15 protein-coding genes and 1 other annotated feature are annotated in these 17,635 nt (G+C 42.8%); of the genes, 11 read left to right on the forward strand and 4 right to left on the reverse strand.

Features of this window, described 5'->3' with window-relative positions:
* Nucleotides 1–178 precede the first annotated feature (178 nt).
* Entirely contained in the window at nucleotides 179–1,744 is a 1,566-nt protein-coding gene (locus KCX82_RS06785; RefSeq protein ID WP_227017693.1) for a methyl-accepting chemotaxis domain-containing protein, read from the forward strand.
* A 228-nt stretch (nucleotides 1,745–1,972) separates the two neighbouring features.
* Here KCX82_RS06785 and KCX82_RS06790 read toward each other — a convergent pair whose 3' ends face one another.
* Nucleotides 1,973–3,526, reverse strand: a complete 1,554-nt coding sequence (locus KCX82_RS06790) for an ABC-F family ATP-binding cassette domain-containing protein (protein WP_227017694.1) — start codon at nucleotides 3,524–3,526, stop codon at nucleotides 1,973–1,975.
* Between the two features lie 162 nt (nucleotides 3,527–3,688).
* Here KCX82_RS06790 and KCX82_RS06795 point away from each other — a divergent pair, with 162 nt between their 5' ends.
* Both KCX82_RS06795 and KCX82_RS06800 read left to right on the forward strand, forming a co-directional pair.
* Complete coding sequence (locus KCX82_RS06795) at nucleotides 3,689–4,630, forward strand: AEC family transporter (protein ID WP_227017695.1); 942 nt, start codon at nucleotides 3,689–3,691, stop codon at nucleotides 4,628–4,630.
* Nucleotides 4,631–4,784: 154 nt separating this feature from the next.
* Entirely contained in the window at nucleotides 4,785–5,024 is a 240-nt protein-coding gene (locus tag KCX82_RS06800; protein ID WP_227017696.1) for a YdbC family protein, read from the forward strand.
* Between the two features lie 195 nt (nucleotides 5,025–5,219).
* Here the strand turns inward: KCX82_RS06800 and KCX82_RS06805 are convergent, their stop codons facing one another.
* From KCX82_RS06805 to KCX82_RS06815, 3 genes are all read right to left on the reverse strand, one after another.
* The gene (locus KCX82_RS06805; protein WP_227017697.1) at nucleotides 5,220–5,600 is read right to left on the reverse strand and encodes an ACT domain-containing protein; all 381 of its coding nucleotides are present in this window, start codon (nucleotides 5,598–5,600) and stop codon (nucleotides 5,220–5,222) included.
* Between the two features lie 16 nt (nucleotides 5,601–5,616).
* Nucleotides 5,617–6,915, reverse strand: coding sequence for a phenylacetate--CoA ligase family protein (locus KCX82_RS06810; RefSeq protein ID WP_227017698.1), 1,299 nt, complete (start codon nucleotides 6,913–6,915; stop codon nucleotides 5,617–5,619).
* A gap of 285 nt (nucleotides 6,916–7,200) precedes the next feature.
* Nucleotides 7,201–7,458 (reverse strand) — a binding site (T-box leader).
* A gap of 148 nt (nucleotides 7,459–7,606) precedes the next feature.
* A complete protein-coding gene (locus KCX82_RS06815; RefSeq protein WP_405127675.1) occupies nucleotides 7,607–7,807 on the reverse strand; it encodes a DUF378 domain-containing protein in 201 nt (66 codons plus the stop codon).
* 96 nt (nucleotides 7,808–7,903) lie between these two features.
* Between KCX82_RS06815 and KCX82_RS06820 the strand changes: the two genes are divergently transcribed.
* The 8 genes from KCX82_RS06820 to KCX82_RS06855 all read left to right on the forward strand — a co-directional run bounded on the left by KCX82_RS06820 (nucleotide 7,904) and on the right by KCX82_RS06855 (nucleotide 17,251).
* Nucleotides 7,904–9,568, forward strand: coding sequence for a nucleoside kinase (locus KCX82_RS06820; protein WP_227017700.1), 1,665 nt, complete (start codon nucleotides 7,904–7,906; stop codon nucleotides 9,566–9,568).
* A complete protein-coding gene (locus KCX82_RS06825; RefSeq protein ID WP_227017701.1) occupies nucleotides 9,565–10,479 on the forward strand; it encodes a carbohydrate kinase family protein in 915 nt (304 codons plus the stop codon). Before KCX82_RS06820 ends, KCX82_RS06825 begins: the two co-directional genes overlap by 4 nt.
* Nucleotides 10,480–10,616: 137 nt before the next feature.
* Nucleotides 10,617–11,153, forward strand: a complete 537-nt coding sequence (gene rbr / locus KCX82_RS06830; RefSeq protein ID WP_227017702.1) for a rubrerythrin — start codon at nucleotides 10,617–10,619, stop codon at nucleotides 11,151–11,153.
* A gap of 113 nt (nucleotides 11,154–11,266) precedes the next feature.
* A complete protein-coding gene (pcrA, locus tag KCX82_RS06835) occupies nucleotides 11,267–13,570 on the forward strand; it encodes a DNA helicase PcrA (protein WP_227017703.1) in 2,304 nt (767 codons plus the stop codon).
* Nucleotides 13,571–13,583: 13 nt separating this feature from the next.
* Nucleotides 13,584–15,560, forward strand: coding sequence for an NAD-dependent DNA ligase LigA (ligA, locus tag KCX82_RS06840; RefSeq protein ID WP_227017704.1), 1,977 nt, complete (start codon nucleotides 13,584–13,586; stop codon nucleotides 15,558–15,560).
* A 258-nt stretch (nucleotides 15,561–15,818) separates the two neighbouring features.
* On the forward strand, nucleotides 15,819–16,157 hold the full coding sequence (locus KCX82_RS06845) for a PadR family transcriptional regulator (RefSeq protein ID WP_227017705.1): 339 nt from the start codon (nucleotides 15,819–15,821) through the stop codon (nucleotides 16,155–16,157).
* Nucleotides 16,157–17,032: a permease prefix domain 1-containing protein gene (locus tag KCX82_RS06850; RefSeq protein WP_227017706.1), complete on the forward strand. Its 876-nt coding sequence runs from the start codon at nucleotides 16,157–16,159 to the stop codon at nucleotides 17,030–17,032. Before KCX82_RS06845 ends, KCX82_RS06850 begins: the two co-directional genes overlap by 1 nt.
* A 48-nt stretch (nucleotides 17,033–17,080) precedes the next feature.
* The gene (locus KCX82_RS06855) at nucleotides 17,081–17,251 is read left to right on the forward strand and encodes a hypothetical protein (protein ID WP_227017707.1); all 171 of its coding nucleotides are present in this window, start codon (nucleotides 17,081–17,083) and stop codon (nucleotides 17,249–17,251) included.
* Nucleotides 17,252–17,635 lie beyond the last annotated feature (384 nt).

Here is a 17,635-nt window from a genome sequence, read left to right on the forward strand (position 1 = left end):
TCACATTCTAAAAAATATTCATAAATAAAAGTATAAAATAGGGTTCTTACCGAAAAAAGTAAGGCCCTATTTTCAATTTCTCAATATTTCTTCTCAAGAAATTCGGAAAAAAACCGATAACATATTTAGAATACTTTGTTGAGCAGAAAATCGTAATTCAGAAAGGTAGGTAGGGAATATGCAGACAGGTGAAGCAATAAATACGGAACGAAAAACGAATTATGACGGACTAAAGACCAAAATACGGAATATAAAAGAGGGATCTTACGTAATCAAAGCAATCATGGAAGAATATATGGATTCCATCAACCAAGTATTTGAAAAAATCAAATCGGTACAGGGGATTGCCAATAAAACCAATTTACTGGCCATCAATGCTTCTATTGAAACCATACACGCATCTGATTTGCTTGCCAGTTTCGAAAAAATTGTGGCGAACAATCTGTTGATTCAGGCAAGGATCCTGGCGCAGATATTAGAATACGATCCTGATTTCCTTTTTCAGGATGGAGTTAAATTTGCCAGAGAAACCGGCATTGAGGAATTCTATATAACCGATGACCAAGGTATCGTAAAATTTACCAATATGCCTGCATGGAATAACGCAAAGCTGAATTCTGCAGAAGTTCTAAAAATTCTTCATGATCCGCAGCTGGAAATAGAATTGCCTGCTACCGGAAATGGCTTGGACAGCACGCATTTTAAAGTGGTAGCCATAGCCAGAAGGGATCAGCCCGGAGTGATACAAATCGGTGCCCATTTTATAAAGCCAAAGGGTCAATTGGCCATAGACGGCTTTGGAGTTGTTGCACAGGAAGCCAAACGGCTTGCAGATGTATCCAAGGTAATGTCCGCAAGAATTACCGGACTGACCAATGAGCTGTTTACTGAGATTACGAACTTGAAACAAAGCTATGATGAAGCAGAAAAAATCATTGAAAGTAATCTGGAAATTGCAGAGAGCGCAAAGCAGAACGAGTCATCCATGTCTCAGGAAGAGGCACTCCAATCTATGAAAGTCTGTCTGATCAATCTGGATAACGGACTGCGGGAAATACGCAAATACTTCAGAGGAATCCTTTCACCGCTGACAGAACTCATCAATATTGCCAGACAAACAAATTTGCTTGGCGTCAGAGCTGCTATCGAAGCAGCACATTCTACTAATGACAAACAGGATTTTGATAATTTGCTGAATGTACATATGGCAGTCGAAGCAAAGCTGGCAGCAACCTACATTGAGAGAAGACCCGACATGACCTGTGAAGAAATGGTTCCCTTTGCCGATTATATTGGGGTCGGTGAAATTTGGATTACGGATGCCAACGGAAAGGTCGAGCTGACCAATGTGGCCGGCGGAAAAGGATATGTCTTTATGAACGAAGGACAGACTGCTCCCTTCTATCGTCTGCTTGCGAGTCCAGAGCTGGTGGTGGCAATGCCGCCGGCATTGCGGGCGTTGGATAACAGAATTTTTAAATATGTAGGCGTGGGACGAAAAGGAAAGCCCGGTATTTTTCAAGTCGGCAACGTATCAAAGATGTATGGAGATAGTACCGCCGAGGGTTTTGCCGTAGTATCCAAACAGATCAAAGATCTTGCGGAGCAGTCAAGAGAGATTGCTACGGAGATTGAAACCATGGTGGAGAGCATGGAATATAAGGCAGTAAAGGCTATCGAAACCATGAAAACGGTGAACAAACACCGTCTGGAAACGGAGATGTATTGGAGCGAGTTGAAATAATTTTTTTTCCATAAAATTGGGACTAGTTACAAAACAGTATCGTAAAAAAAGGGTAAAAAACAATATCTACTTCGTTATAAAAAGAGCTTTTACGGTTATAAAAAGGGCTGTCACGGTTATAAAAAGGGCTTTCACAAAACAGATTTTCCTTACTTTATCTGTTTCGGAAGCCCTTTTTCATTTTGAATATATGCTGCATCTGTGACAACATTTAGGAGTTACAGAGCACTAGATTATTTTAAGGGTCCAATCTTCTACATTCCATACATCAGTAATCCAATCTCTATAAAATTCCGGTTCATGGCAGACAAGAAGGATGGTTCCTTTAAAGGCAATCAAAGCCCGCTTCAACTCCTCTTTTGCTTCCACGTCAAGATGATTGGTCGGTTCGTCGAGAATCAGCCAGTTGGAATCACGCTGCATCAGCTTGCAAAGACGTACCTTGGCATTTTCTCCGCCGCTGAGGACCTTCATCTGACTTGTGATATGCTCGTTGGTAAGCCCGCATTTTGCCAGGGCGGCGCGTACCTCAGCATTGGTATAGGACGGGAATTCACGCCATACGGATTCTAAAGCTGTTTCTGAGTTGTCCCTGTCTGCCTCCTGTTCAAAATATCCTGGCTGGAGAAAATCTCCCAACTCTATTTTACCGTCTATAGGCTCGATTTTTCCCAGAATGGTTTTCAATAAGGTGGTTTTCCCCAGACCGTTGGTTCCTACAACAGCAATTTTCTGCCCTCTTTCCAAAGTAAAGCTTACAGATTTTGTAAGAGGCTCCCCGTAGCCCAGCGTGACCTCTTTGCCTTCCACGATAAACCGGCTGGGGGTTCTGGCATCACGGAATTCAAAGGATGGCTTTGGTTTTTCCCTTGGACGCTCCAGAACTTCCATTTTATCCAGCATTTTCTGCCTGCTGTTTGCCATACCTCTCGTAGCAACCCTGGCTTTGTTCCTGGCGATGAAGTCCTCCATCCGTTCAATTTCCTGCTGCTGTTTTTCATAGGCCTTCAATTCCTGGTTTTTCTTTACAGCATACATTTGCATGAATTTCTCATAATTGCCGGAATATCGGGTCAGCTCCCCGTCGTTCACGTGATAGATAACATTGACTACGGAATTCAGGAATTCCATGTCATGGGAAACGAGAATAAAGCTATTTTCATATTCCTGCAGATATCTGGTGAGCCACTCGATATGTTCTGCATCCAGATAGTTGGTAGGCTCATCCAATATCAAGATGGATGGGTCGGCAAGCAGAAGCTTCGTAAGCAGGACCTTGGTTCTCTGTCCGCCGCTTAAATCGGAAACGTCCTTGTCCAGTCCAATGCTGCCAAGGCCTAGTCCATTTGCCACTTCTTCAATTTTAGTATCCAGGGTATAAAATCCGCTATGCTCTAATATGAGCTGGATTTCCCCTGCTTCCTCCATTAAATCATCTATGCCTTCTTCTGCGGTGGCCATGGCTTCATAGATAGAGAGCATTTCCTGTTCCAAATCGAACATATGCTGAAATGCTTCTCTCAGGACTTCTCGGATCGTCATTCCCTTTTTCAGGGAAGAATGCTGATCCAAATATCCCACTGTAGCTCGTTTTGACCACTCAATACGGCCCTCATCCGGTGCCAGCTGTCCTGTAATAATATTTAAAAAAGTGGATTTTCCTTCCCCATTCGCTCCGATAAGACCAACGTGCTCACCTTTCAGAAGGCGGAAGGAGGCATCCTCCAGAATTCGCCTTGCACCAAAGCCATGGGTTACGTTCTCTACGACTAATAAACTCATTTTTATCTCCTGTAATTGAAAAATACCTCATTATTCTATCTTTTATTCCGTTGCCTGTCAACAAAGGTTTCCGCTTGACGCAAAGGTTTCGGCTTGACTTTATGCGAAGTCTGCAATATTCTAAATAGAGTATGTTCAAATTAGCACCGGGGGTATTTCAGGATGTTCATGATTTTTATTAATATATTAAGCGTATTCAGCATCACTCTGATAGGATTTGTTGCAAATAAAATAAAATGGCTGCCTCTGGAATCAAGTAAATATTTATCGCAAATCTTAGTGAATATTTCCAGCCCCTGTCTGGTGATTTATTCCATGAGCCAGCAGGACTTAACTTCCGATTCCCTTGCTTCCGTTAAACAGGTCATGTTGCTGATGCTGCTGATGCTTGTAGCAGGCAGTATCCTTTCTGTTCCTATCGTCAAGATTATGAAGGTTGAAAAAAATGACCAGGGTGTCTACCGGACATTGCTGGCCCTAACCAATAACGGATTTATGGGGTATCCGTTAGCTCTGGCTGTCTTTGGGCAAGCTGGATTGTTTCTTATGATCGTTGCCAATGCTATCTTTTGTATTTATTTGTATTCCGTCGGTTTGCTGCTGATGCTGTATGACAGAGAAGAAAAAATGAACGCGAAGGATACATTGAAATCCATCTTTTCCATCCCTGTTATTTCCTGTGTGATCGGTCTCTTGATTTTTATTTTCGGTATAGAGTTTTCACCAGTTTTGGAGAACTTTCTGAATACGGTAGGATCTATGACGATACCGCTTTCCATGCTTATCATCGGCATTCAGCTTGCAGGGAGCAGTATTCGGGAGGTTTTACAGAACAGAAAGCTGTTCCTGGCGACTATCCTGAAGCTGACGGTTATGCCCGGGATATTATTTTTGATCTTTATGAGTTTTCATTTTATTCCACTCGTGTTTTGTGTGGTCGTCTTTGCCATGGCGATGCCTTCTGCGGCGGTTATTGTGGTGCTTGCCGATATCCATGGGGCCAATAGCAGACTTGCAGCGGAGGGAGTATTTTTAACGACGCTGTTTTCGCTGATCAGCATTCCGTTTATTGCCATTCTTCTTACCATGTACCTGGCCGGGTAAAGTAAAAAATAAAAAAAAAATTATGGAAAATAATTACATATTTATAATTGACAAATTATAACAATTATAGTATTATTAACCTACAAGGCATTGGATCGGTTTCGGCCGGCTAAAAGGGGTGTTTTGAATAGATGAAACAGAAAGGAAAGAAATTATGGCAGTGAAAGAAAAGGATAAAGAGATTACATTTGAAGTAGTTGAGCACATCGGTGTTATTGCGGTAAACACCACAGGGTGGAAGAAAGAATTGAACTACGTTTCCTGGAACGGCAATGCTCCGAAGTATGACATCCGGGATTGGGACGAGGAGCATGCGCATATGAGTAAAGGCGTCACTTTCACCAAAGAGGAGACAAAAACTTTGTACGAGCTTTTAGGCGGCCTGGAACTTTAAACTAAAAACACAGATAGATGAAAAGGTGCTCAAAAAATGCACCCTCTCGTATATTCCTCAGGAACACGGCCGCTGCAGCTTGTATAAGCTCCAACGGTACCTGCAGGTACATACAAGAGGGTGCATGATTCCATATTTTAACTGTATTTCGCTGTTCCTTGTCAGAGGATTCTATAAAAACCCCTGAAATCTTGTCTATGGTAATATCTCAAGGGCCTTTTCAGGATTACTGACTTTCAGGATCAACCTGGCTTTTCCCCCATTGGAATAGCCGTACATATAGGAAAGGTTGATTCCAGCGCCGGTTAGACCTTCCAGGATTTTATGCAGGGATCCCGGTATGTCCGGAGCCTCAATGCAGATGACGTCGGTAATTTTAACGGAGAAATCATTTTCTTTCAAGACGGAAGCCGCTTTTTCAATATCGCTTACAATCATTCGCAAGACACCATATTCCGCAGTTTCTGCAATACTTAAGGCTGAGATATTGATGTCGTTCTGATAAAGGATATCCGTTACCTCCTCCAGTCTGCCCAGCTCATTCTGCAGAAAAACAGATAGTTGTTTGATAACCATTCCATTCCCATCCTTTCTATATTTTGCGTTTGTCGATTACTCGCTGTGCTTTGCCTTCACTTCTCTTTATTGTTTTATGCTCTACCAAGCTTATTATAACACTAACTCCGAGAATACTCTCCACTTTTTGCTTGATTTTATTTCGGATATTGGTAAGCTGAGCGATTTCGTCTGAGAAATACTTGTCATCAATTTCAACCTGAATTTCCAGTGTATCCAGGGTGCCTTGCCGGTCTACGATAAGCATGTAATGCGGCTTAGCCTCCGGAATCTCAAGAAGGACGCTTTCTACCTGGGATGGGAATACATTGACTCCTCTAATGATCAGCATATCGTCGGAACGTCCGAAAATCTTCGCCATTCTTACATTTGTTCTGCCACAGTCACAGGGAGTGTAATCAAGACTGCTTAAATCTCTGGTACGGTATCGGAGAAGGGGCATCGCTTCTTTGGTTACCGTTGTAAAAACCAATTCTCCTGTGGTACCTGGTGCAACCTGTTCCAAGGTGTTAGGATCCAGAATTTCCGGAATAAAATGATCTTCCGCAATATGCAGACCCTTCTGACATTCACAGCTATTGGATACTCCCGGTCCGATAATCTCACTTAATCCATAAATATCAAAGGCCTGGATTTTTAAGCCTTCTTCGATTTTCATGCGCATTTCCTGGCTCCAGGGTTCCGCCCCAAAAACACCGACCCGTAAAGGAAGTGTCGCAGGATCAATACCCGCTTCGGCTATGGCCTCTGCCAGATAGGCCGCATAGGATGGGGTGCAGGCAAGAACCGTACTGCCGAAATCCTGCAATAGCATAATTTGTTTCGCTGTGTTGCCTCCGGAAATCGGTACTACTGCTGCTCCCAGCTTTTCCGCACCATAATGCAAACCTAAACCTCCGGTAAAGAGCCCGTACCCATAAGCCACTTGAACGATATCATCTCTGGTTACCCCGGAACAGCAAAGGCTGCGGGCTACCACTTCGGCAAAGGTATCCACATCTTTTCTGGTATAAGCTACAACGGTGGATTTCCCGGTTGTGCCTGAGGAAGCGTGAACTCTGACTACCTCGCTTTTCGGAGTGGCAAATAAGCCAAATGGATAATTATCTCTCAGATCCTGTTTGGTAGTAAAGGGCAGCTTGACCAGGTCCTCTACGGATTTGATATCACCAGGCTCAATACCTATTTCCTGCATCTTTTTTCGGTAAAAAGGAACATTGTGATAAACGCGTACTACCATATCCTTTAACCGCCTGCTTTGCAAATCATGCATCTGGTCTCTGCTCATGCATTCCATTGGTTCATTCCAAATCATGTTTTCACTCTCCCTTAATTTATTTTCTTTACTGTTTAGTCTGTAACCTATTTTCTGTTTCTGCATATAGTAATACTAAAAATCAACCCTATATTATCAAATATTTAAGGAGGTATTACTATATGGGTTTTTGTCATGATCGTGTCGGAGGCATTGACGACAGCCTTCTCTTCTTCTTTCTTTTACTCGTGATCATATTCTGTCAACCAGGCATCCTTGGTATCAGCGATAGATGCGGTTGCTAGAAACTAAACAAGACATAACTAAAAAACGGGTTCCCGTCTCGTAAGAGACGGGAAACCCGTGGTACCACTCTTTTTGCTTAACAGCCACTCTGGACAAAAAATCCGTATCCTGATAACGGAGGAAACCGTGCACATCTACTTATTCGCTCTCAGTTTGCGAAACAATACAAACTTATGCTGCTGTTCAACATGCAAGCTCGAGGGGGAACTTGGGTTAAACTTTCGTTATCGGTTCTCATCTTATCCGACTCTCTGTGAACGAAAAACATAACTTACTTTACCCTGTCAACGCTTTTGTTAAATATATTTCATATAGTTGGATAATATATTATCGTAGTAAATTTCATTTGTCAATATTTGAAATCAAAATTATAAGAATAGAAAAATTGAATTGTTTTTCAAAAAGCAAAAGGGCAGTAAATCTGCCCCCTGCTTTGTATTGGCGCTTATGATTGCGTTGATTCCCTGTTTCTGAAGAAAAAGGAAATTGCATATAATCCGGCTAAACCGACGATGGCGAAAATAACCCTGCTTACAATTTCAAGATTACCACCAAAAACACTGGAGACTAAATCATATCTGAAAAAACCGATTAAACCCCAGTTTACAGCACCAATGATAATTAATATAAGAGCTAAATTCCTCACAGATATCACTCCTTTCAGCTACTATTATGCCCACTTTTACAAAATTTATGTTATAATTAACGCAATTCGTACATAGGAAAGGGAGTGAAAGGAAATATGGATATCAATATCAAAGTAAAGACAGAGCCAAGAGGACAACTCCAGGAACGAATTGTTGAGCAAGGATCAACGATAGAAGATCTTGTAAAGGAGTATCAGAATTTACCATATACAATTTTAGCGGCAAAACTGGACAATAAAATCAGTGAGCTTACCAAGAAAATTGAAAACCCTTGTACCATTGAATTTCTGGACATGCGTGATCAGGCTGCAAATCTCATCTACCAAAGAAGTGTTTCATTAATTTACTTAAAAGCGATTCACGATGTGCTGGGCAAAGTTTCGGTAGGGATCGAAAATTCTTTAAACAAGGGCCTGTATACGGATATCAAGAGTCAGAAAGCAATCACGAATAAGGAAGTAAGGGAAATAGAGGCAAGAATGCATGAACTGGTTCGCCGGGATATTCCCTTTGTAAAGGAGATTTTATCCAAGGAAGATGCCTTTGAAGTTCTCATTCATGATGATCATAAAGAAAAAGCGAGAATGCTGGAAAGAGCCATTGATGTGAATCAACTGCCTTTTTATTCTTTGGAGGGATTTCGAAATTTCTTTTATGGACAGATGGTGCCTTCTACCGGCTATATTCAGTATTTTGAACTGATGAGATACAGAAGAGGAGTCCTTCTTCGGTTCCCGCATCCTTCCGCACCGGATAAAATTCCGCCCTATGTGGATGAAACAAAAATGTATCAGGCCTTCGGAGAAGCTACCATATGGGGAAGACTAATGGGAATCTCCTTTGTAGCTGATTTGAATGAGAAGGTGGAAAGCGGAGGCTATAAGGAAATCATACAGATTTCCGAGGCATTGCATGAAAAGAAGATCGCGCAGATTGCCGATATGATTACGAAGCAGAAAAAAAGGATCATATTGATTTCAGGTCCTTCTTCCTCCGGTAAAACCACCTTTGCACGGAGACTTTGCATACAGCTTCGAGTCAATGGACTGGAGCCCCTTTATCTGGGAACGGATGATTATTTTGTGGAACGGAGTCAAACCCCTCTGGATGAGAACGGTGAGCCTAACTTTGAGGATATCACATCCCTGGATATCAAGCTGTTCAACGACAATATGAACTGTTTGCTGATGGGCGAGGAAGTGGATATCCCAACCTTCGATTTCTTGAAAGGGGAGAAGGTTTTCGGCAGGCGTATTACCCGGGCAAAAAAAGGGCAGCCCATTGTAATCGAAGGGATTCACGGCTTAAATAAGGATCTTACCGCTGAAATCAAAGAAGAAGAAAAATTTAAAATCTATATCAGCCCGCTGACGCAGCTGAATATTGACGATCATAACAGAATCCCCACAACGGATGCCAGAATGCTCAGGCGTATGGTAAGAGATTACCAGTTTCGCGGTCATTCTGCCCAAAGCACTATCAGGGCTTGGCCCAAGGTACGTAAAGGAGAGGATAAAAATATTTTCCCCTTTAACGGTGAGGCGGATGTTTTTTTCAATTCCGTTCATATTTATGAGCTTGCAGTATTGAAAAAGTATGCGGAGCCTCTTCTCAAGAATATCACCCGGGAAGAGCCGGAATACAGTGAAGCAGTCAGAATGCTGAAATTTTTGCAGTTCTTTAAAACCATTGAAGATGATTCCATCATCGCGAATAATTCCATCTTAAGAGAATTCATCGGAGGGAGCATTTTTGTATGAAAAAAATCAGCATTATAGGCGGAATCACGGCAGATATAGAGGGAACTCCCTATAACCGGTTGATCCATGGTGATTCCAATCCCGGAAAAATTACCTTGTCCTATGGCGGCGTGGGAAGAAATATCACCGAGAATCTGGCGCGGATGGGAGCCAATGTTGGCTTTGTTTCTGTGGCCGGGGACGATTTCCCCGGCAGGGGCGCCTTAAGAGAGCTGAAAGAGTTGGGAGTCAACGTTGAGCATGTGAAACTTCTGCCGGAAGAAAACACGGCGGTGTATATGTCGATTTTAAATATTGTCGGTGATATGGAGCTGGCTCTTTGCAATATGGATGTATTAGAACGTATTTCCAATACCTTTATAGATGAGGTAGCAGAGGATATCGGGGATTCGGCAATCATTGGGATTGATACCAATCTTACGGCGGAAACCCTGGCGGATACGGCGGACAAGCTCTCCGGAATTCCGTTATTCCTGGATCCTGTTTCCGTAACCAAAGCGGAAAGAGCGAAAAACATCATAGGCAGGTTTCACACCATAAAACCCAATCGTATGGAAGCGGAGGTACTTTCGGGTATCAGAATAACCAGTGAAGAAGAACTGGAAAAAGCGGGACAATGGTTTCTTTCGGAAGGTGTTGAACGAGTCTTTATTTCACTGGGGGCCGGCGGAGTTTACTTTACAGATCGTACAGATTCCGGAATCCTCAGGCCGAAACCGGTAAAAGTGGTCAGTGCCACCGGAGCAGGGGATGCATTCTCGGCAGCTGTGCTATATGGGTTTGTGCAGGGACTTTCCGTCAAAGAAACAGCCCTATATGGAATGGCAGCCGCCGCCGTCACGCTGGAATCTAAAACCTCGGTAAACAGCATGATGTCTCAGGAAAAACTAAAAGCATATCTTTCGGAGTAAACATTTTTATTACCCTTTCACTGCAGCAGGTTAAGAAAAATGTTGGAAAAAAATATGTTTAAGAAAAATAGGGCTATGGTATAATTATATCGTCACGATTGAATATAAAATTTTGAAAATGGGGGTAAAAAAAAATCATGAAAGATTTAAAAGGTACAAAAACACTGGAAAACTTGCTTGAAGCATTTGCAGGAGAGTCCATGGCAAGAAATAAGTATACATATTATGCTTCAAAGGCAAAAAAGGAAGGCTACGAACAAATCTCCGCAATTTTTGCAGAAACTGCAGCCAATGAGAAAGAGCATGCGGAATTATGGTTTAAATTAGCCCATGGGATTGGCACGACTTCGGAAAATCTGGAAGATGCGGCTAACGGAGAGAATTATGAGTGGACAGATATGTATGCCAATATGGCAAAAGTAGCAAGAGAAGAAGGATTTCCTGAAATAGCGGCACAGATGGAAGGCGTGGCTTCCGTTGAAAAAGAACACGAAGAAAGATACAGATCCCTAAAGAAAAACATTGAAGAAGGTAAAGTGTTTGAGAAGGATGCAGTCGTTGAATGGAAATGCGGCAACTGCGGATATGTTTATACAAGCCAGAAAGCCTTTGAACAATGTCCGGTATGTGCACATCCGAAGGCATACTTTGAATTAAAATCAAGAAATTATTAAAATAGAATAAACCAAGAGGCCGGTTTCCACCGGCTTCTTTTTTTCGGCTGACAGGATTCACAAACGTAGAAGTGGCGCAGCCGCTTTTTTTATGGTAAAATAGGAAGGAAATTTTGGGTGATCAAAGCCTGAACAGAAAACAAGATAGAAAGGTAATTGACGGAAAACATATGGATTATTTGAACAAACTAAATCCGCAGCAGAGAGAAGCTGCCATACATAAAGAAGGCCCTTTGCTCATCCTGGCAGGTGCGGGCAGCGGTAAAACCAGCACCATGACACACAGGATTGCATATTTGATCAAGGAGGAAGGCATATCCCCTTATCATATTCTGGCAGTTACCTTTACCAATAAAGCGGCCAAAGAAATGAGAGACAGAGTAGAAGACCTCATAGGCGCGGGAGTCAATATGTGGATTCTTACCTTTCACTCCGCATGCCTGAGGATTTTAAGGACCTATGCCGAAAGGATCGGTTATAGCAAGGATTTTGTGGTTTATGATCCGACAGACCAGAAAGTAGTTATAAAGAACTGCATCAAAGAGCAAAATGTAGATGAAAAAAAATATCCCCCGGCTTATGTCCTGAGCATCATCAGCGACTGCAAGGAAAAGGGCATCAGCCCGGCAAAGTTTGGTCAGGAAAACGGAGATGACTTTAAGGGCAAAACGGTTCATGGACTTTATGCAGCTTATGAAAACGTATTGAAGAAAAACAATGCCATGGACTTCGATGACTTGATTTTAAGGACGGTTCAGCTCTTTGAAAAGGATGACGAGGTGCTGGCTTATTATCAGGATCGTTTCCGTTATATCATGGTGGACGAGTACCAGGACACCAATTATATGCAGTATCGCTTTATTAAGCTGATGGCGGAAGCACATAACAATATCTGCGTTGTAGGAGATGACGATCAGTGCATCTATCAATGGAGAGGCGCGGATATCAAGAATATTCTTGATTTTGAAAAGGATTTTAAAAATACAAAAGTAATCAAGCTGGAGCAAAATTACCGTTCACACGGCAATATACTGGAAGCTGCCCACTCGGTAATAGAGAACAATAAAGGAAGAAAGCATAAAAAGCTCTGGACCGATAAAGAAGAAGGAGAGAAGGTAAAATACTACCGTGCTGAGGATGAGAAGGATGAGGCCAGATACATTGCACAGGAAATCGACCGACTCCGAACGGGAGAATTGAAATATAAGGATTTTGCAATTTTATATCGGACCAATGCCCAGTCCAGAACCTTTGAAGAGGCTCTTTCCGCCAGAGATATTCCATACAGGGTACTGGGCGGAATCCGGTATTACGACCGGAAAGAAATTAAAGACATTATGGCTTATATGCGTCTGGTGCAGAATACTGCCGATGATCTGAGCCTGGCGAGAATCATCAACGAGCCCAAAAGAGGTATCGGAGAGAAAACCTTAGAGAAGCTGCGAACCCTTGCTTCAGTAAGAAATGAAAGCCTGTTCCAGCTGCTGACCGATGAGGAGATTGTAGACGGTTTGCCTTCCAAAGCAGTGGAGAGCATTAAAGAGATGGTGGCAACCATTGAACAATACAGTCTGGAAAAAGAAAATTTAAGGGTTTCCGATATTTACGACGGTCTTCTTGTAAAAACAGGATATTTAAAAAGTCTGGAGCAGCAGGACACCGTGGAAGCGGAAGGACGTGTTGAAAACCTGCTGGAATTCAAGTCTGTCATCTATGATTATGAAAATGAAAATCCTCAGCTGTCCCTGTCCGAATTTATGGAAAGGATCGCTTTAATCGCGGAGATCGATAACCACGATGCCGATGAAAATGCGGTGGTGCTGATGACTATGCACAGTGCCAAGGGCTTGGAATTCCCTGTGGTGTTTATACCAGGCATGGAGGATGGCCTTTTCCCTGGCTGGAGGTCGTTGGAGAAGCCCGGAGGGATTGACGAAGAGCGCAGACTCTGCTATGTGGGTATGACAAGGGCGATGCAGAAGCTATATCTGACTAGTGCACAGCTTCGTACCCTGTATGGTAAAACAGACTATACCAAGGAATCACAATTTTTAAAGGAACTGGATAAATCTCTGGTGGATGGTGATGCTATTTACCAGAAGAAAAGCATGTCCGGAACGTCCCTCAACGGTTTCCCCGGCAATTACAGAAATCCGGGATGGAGCCAGGGAGGAAATGACGGCTTTAACAGCGGTGAAATTTTCCGTCCTTTTGATCAGTTAAAATATATCAAGGAAAACCAGAGAACTTCTCAAAGCTCTAAAGGCGGAGATTATCAGAACGGAGACAAGGTAAGTCACAGCAAATTCGGTGAAGGCCTGGTGATTTCCGTAGACGGGAGCACCATTACCATTGCTTTTGATTCCGTAGGAGTCAAGAAACTGGCGAAGGATCTTGCTCCGATTAAAAAAATTTAAAGGAGCAAGCCCTATGAGTGACAAACTCCAATTGATGCGAGAAAAAATCAGAATCCTGGATGAGGCTGCAAAGGCCTATTACCAGGAAAACAGGGAAATCATGCCCAATATAGAGTATGACAGGCTCTATGATGAACTGGAAGCATTGGAAAAAGAGACCGGTGTTGTTCTTTCCAACAGTCCCACTGTTCATGTAGGATACGAGCTGGTGAGCGGACTGCCGAAGGAAGAACATGAAAAGCCCATGCTTTCCTTGGATAAAACAAAAGATGCAGCGGCTTTAAAGGACTGGCTTGGAGATAAAGTGGGAATGCTCTCCTGGAAACTGGATGGTTTGACGATTGTTTTGACTTATCAGGACGGCAAGCTGAATAAGGCAGTGACCAGAGGCAATGGCGTCGTCGGTGAAGTTGTCACAAATAACGCGAAGGTTTTTGCCAATCTGCCCGTTTCCATTACTTACACGGGAAATCTGATTTTAAGAGGAGAAGCGGTGATCCGCTACTCTGATTTTTATAAAATCAACCAGGAAATCGAAGAAGTAGAGGCAAAGTATAAAAATCCAAGAAATCTTTGCAGCGGTTCCGTCAGACAGTTGAACAACAAGATAACGGCAGAAAGAAACGTCCGCTTCTTTGCCTTTTCCGTTGTGAAAGCAGATGCGGTAGACTTCGGGAACTCCCGCATATCTCAATTGAGCTGGCTGGAAAGTCAGGGCTTTGATATCGCCGAATATCGGAGAGTAGATTCTGAAAATCTGGAAGAGTCGGTTGCCTGGTTTGCAGAGCATATTACGGATAACGATTTGCCTTCCGACGGGCTGGTGCTGACCTTTGACGACATCGCTTACGGGGAATCCCTAGGGGCTACCGCAAAGTTTCCAAGAGATTCCATAGCCTTTAAATGGCGTGATGAAATCAAGGAAACGAAGCTTCTTGAGATTGAATGGAGTGCTTCGAGAACCGGCCTGATCAATCCTATAGCAATTTTTGAACCCGTTGAATTGGAGGGTACTACGGTGAGCCGGGCCAGTGTGCATAATTTGAGCATTCTGGAAGGATTGGAACTGGGAATCGGAGATACCATAGGTGTCTATAAAGCCAATATGATTATCCCTCAGATTTCGGAAAACCTGACCAGAAGCGGAGGACTGGACATCCCTGAGGATTGCCCGGTATGCAGCGGGGGTACGGAGATTAGGCAGAAGAACGGCGTTAAGTCTTTATTCTGTACCAATGAAGAGTGTCCGGCGAAGCATGTAAAGTCCTTTACACATTTTGTGAGCAGAGACGCCATCGGGATTGACGGTCTCTCTGAGGCAACCATAGAAAAATTTATCTCAAGGGGACTGATTAAAGAACCTGCGGATATTTTCCGAATAGAAAAGCACAAGGAAGAGATCGTAAAAATGGAGGGTTTCGGAGAGAAATCCTATCAAAACCTGATTGCTTCCATAGACAAGGCACGTAAAACCAATGCGGTGAGATTGCTCTACAGTTTAGGTATTCCAACCATCGGTCTGTCCAATGCCAAAACCATCTGCAAAGAATTTGATTACGATTGGGATCGGATTCAAAATGCTGCGGCAGAACGGTTGGTCCAAATCAATGGAATCGGCGAAATTATGGCCAATTCTTACGTCACCTTTTTCAGTGATGAGAAAAACAGAGAAAGAATCAGGGATATCTTACAGGAAGTAACCTTTGAAATCCGAAAAGAAGCTGCCGTCACAGATGGATTCCTGAATGATTTGAGTTTTGTTATTACCGGCACCGTAGAACACTTTAAGAACAGAAATGAGTTGAAGGATACCATAGAAGAAAAAGGAGGCAGAGTAACAGATTCAGTCACATCAAAGACAGACTACCTTATCAATAACGATATCCTGTCGAATTCTTCTAAAAACAAAAAGGCAAAAGAACTGGGCGTTCCGATTATCACGGAAAATCAAATGGTGGAATGGCTGGATAAGGGAATACGGCCGCAGTAATATTAAAGCAGTAATATTAAAACAGAAATGACAAGCCTGCTATTGAAATAAAAGGCTTGTTTTTTTGTATGCAGAAAACCACGCGTTAGAAGCGCGGCTGTTTTTTGTTTTTAAAGGTATTTTTATCACATTCGCTTATCATACTTATAAAAAATTTTAAAAAATATACTTGACAGTCGTAGTAATACGATAGATAATATATAACGACAGATAAATATTACCCAATTCATAGCATCTATGACAGAAAGGATATGAACTATGGAACCAAAATTATCATCGGATCTGCTCAGAGGCCATACGGATACCATTGTACTGGGGAGCCTGATGCAAACAGATCGGTACGGTTTTGAAATTTATAACAGAATCTTGGAACGAACAGGTGAAGCCTATGAGCTGAAGGAAACTACGCTGTACTCCAGCTACAAACGTCTTGAAAAAGAAGGGTACATTACCTCCTATTGGGGTGATGAAACACGGGGAGCCCGACGGAAATATTATCGCATCACGGAAAAAGGACGCGAGCTGTATCGGCAAAACATATTGGATTGGCAGTTTACGCAGACAATTTTAAATGATTTATTAAAGGGGGAAGAATAATGGATATAAAACAATATATCGATACTTTGTTTTCAGGTTACGAGGAAACAGAAGCACTGGCTGATTTCAAGCAAGAAATTAAAAGTAATATGGACGACAGAATCAAAAGCCTTATGAAAAAGGGGCTTGATGATAAGGCAGCCTTTAACAAGGCAATCTCAGAGCTTGGCGACGTATCTGCTCTGGCGGATGAACTGAGCCTTAAAAAGAGACAGGAGGTATTTTCTGAAATGTATATGAAAACGAAAAGCTATATGAAACCTTGGCGTATGGTACTTTACATTCTATGCGGGGTAATTCTTTGTTTTGGCATCATCGCGGCTGCGCTTGCATGGTCTTTCTCAGGCGAAATAAATGCATTTTTGGGAACACTGCTAATTTTCAGTGAGATTGCTGTTTTAGGCTTTGTCTTCCTCGGATTGACACAGGAAACAGCAGCACGGGAGGCCATGTCCTGGAAACGTGCGCTTTGGTATGTAGGTGTTTCAGGCGTTTTCCTGTTCGGCATCATTGTTTTCATCATGACCTATTTTCTTGACGGGCTTGGGTTGCCGTACGCTGTCGCAACGCTCATTCCATTCGGTTTACCCAGCCTGGCCTTGGGGGTATTCCTGATATTGACGGAAAAAGACAGGAGTAAGCCTTGGGTGGTGGAGTTTCGCAAGAAAGCCATGGAGCGTGAAATGCAGCGTTTCGCGAACCCGGCCCAGGAAGAAAGATTTGGTCTTGTTTCCGGGGCGCTCTGGATCGCTGCCATTGCTGTTTTCATCATCTTAACCATCACCGTCGGTATCAAATTTTCCTGGCTGGCTTTTCCAGCAGGAGTCATTGGCCAGATGCTTATTCTGTCAGCTTTCTCCAAGAAGGGAGAATAAGCGTATGTGCCTGCGGTGAACCGGGCCGGTGAAAGGAAAAAGACTAAAATGAACGCAAATCAATCAGTTTATGTGGTATTGTCCCGCAGCCAGACGGCGCTGTCACGGACAATCCACATGTTAAAGGGTCACCAATATACCCATGCCGCTCTGTCGCCGATAGAAGTATGCAATATATGTTCAGCTTCGGAAGGCGGCGAGCCTCGAATCCTTTCATAGGGTGCTTCAGACGTGAAAGATTGGATGACGGAATTTATAAGTTCTGCTCCAATCTGCCCGGCGTCATCCTTGAAATACCGGTAACACCTGTGCAGTACCGGAACATTTCAGGACAAATTGGGACGTTTCTTCTGAACAGCCATATCTACAGCTACAATTATCTTGGTTTGGCCGGAAACCTGTTCAACAAAAAACATCAGGACAATACACGTTTTTTCTGTTCGGAATTTGTTTATCATGTGAATCGTTTTCTTTTAACTTTATTGCCTTCGAAACTTTATCATAGAAGAAACGGATACATTTTATATATTGTATAGCTGCCTTTAGGGGCAGCTTTTTTATACGTTTGAAATGGACTAGAAAACATATCTCCACAATTATGAC

It is taken from the genome of Sinanaerobacter chloroacetimidivorans (genome assembly GCF_018128545.1).
Taxonomy (GTDB): domain Bacteria; phylum Bacillota; class Clostridia; order Peptostreptococcales; family Anaerovoracaceae; genus Sinanaerobacter; species Sinanaerobacter chloroacetimidivorans.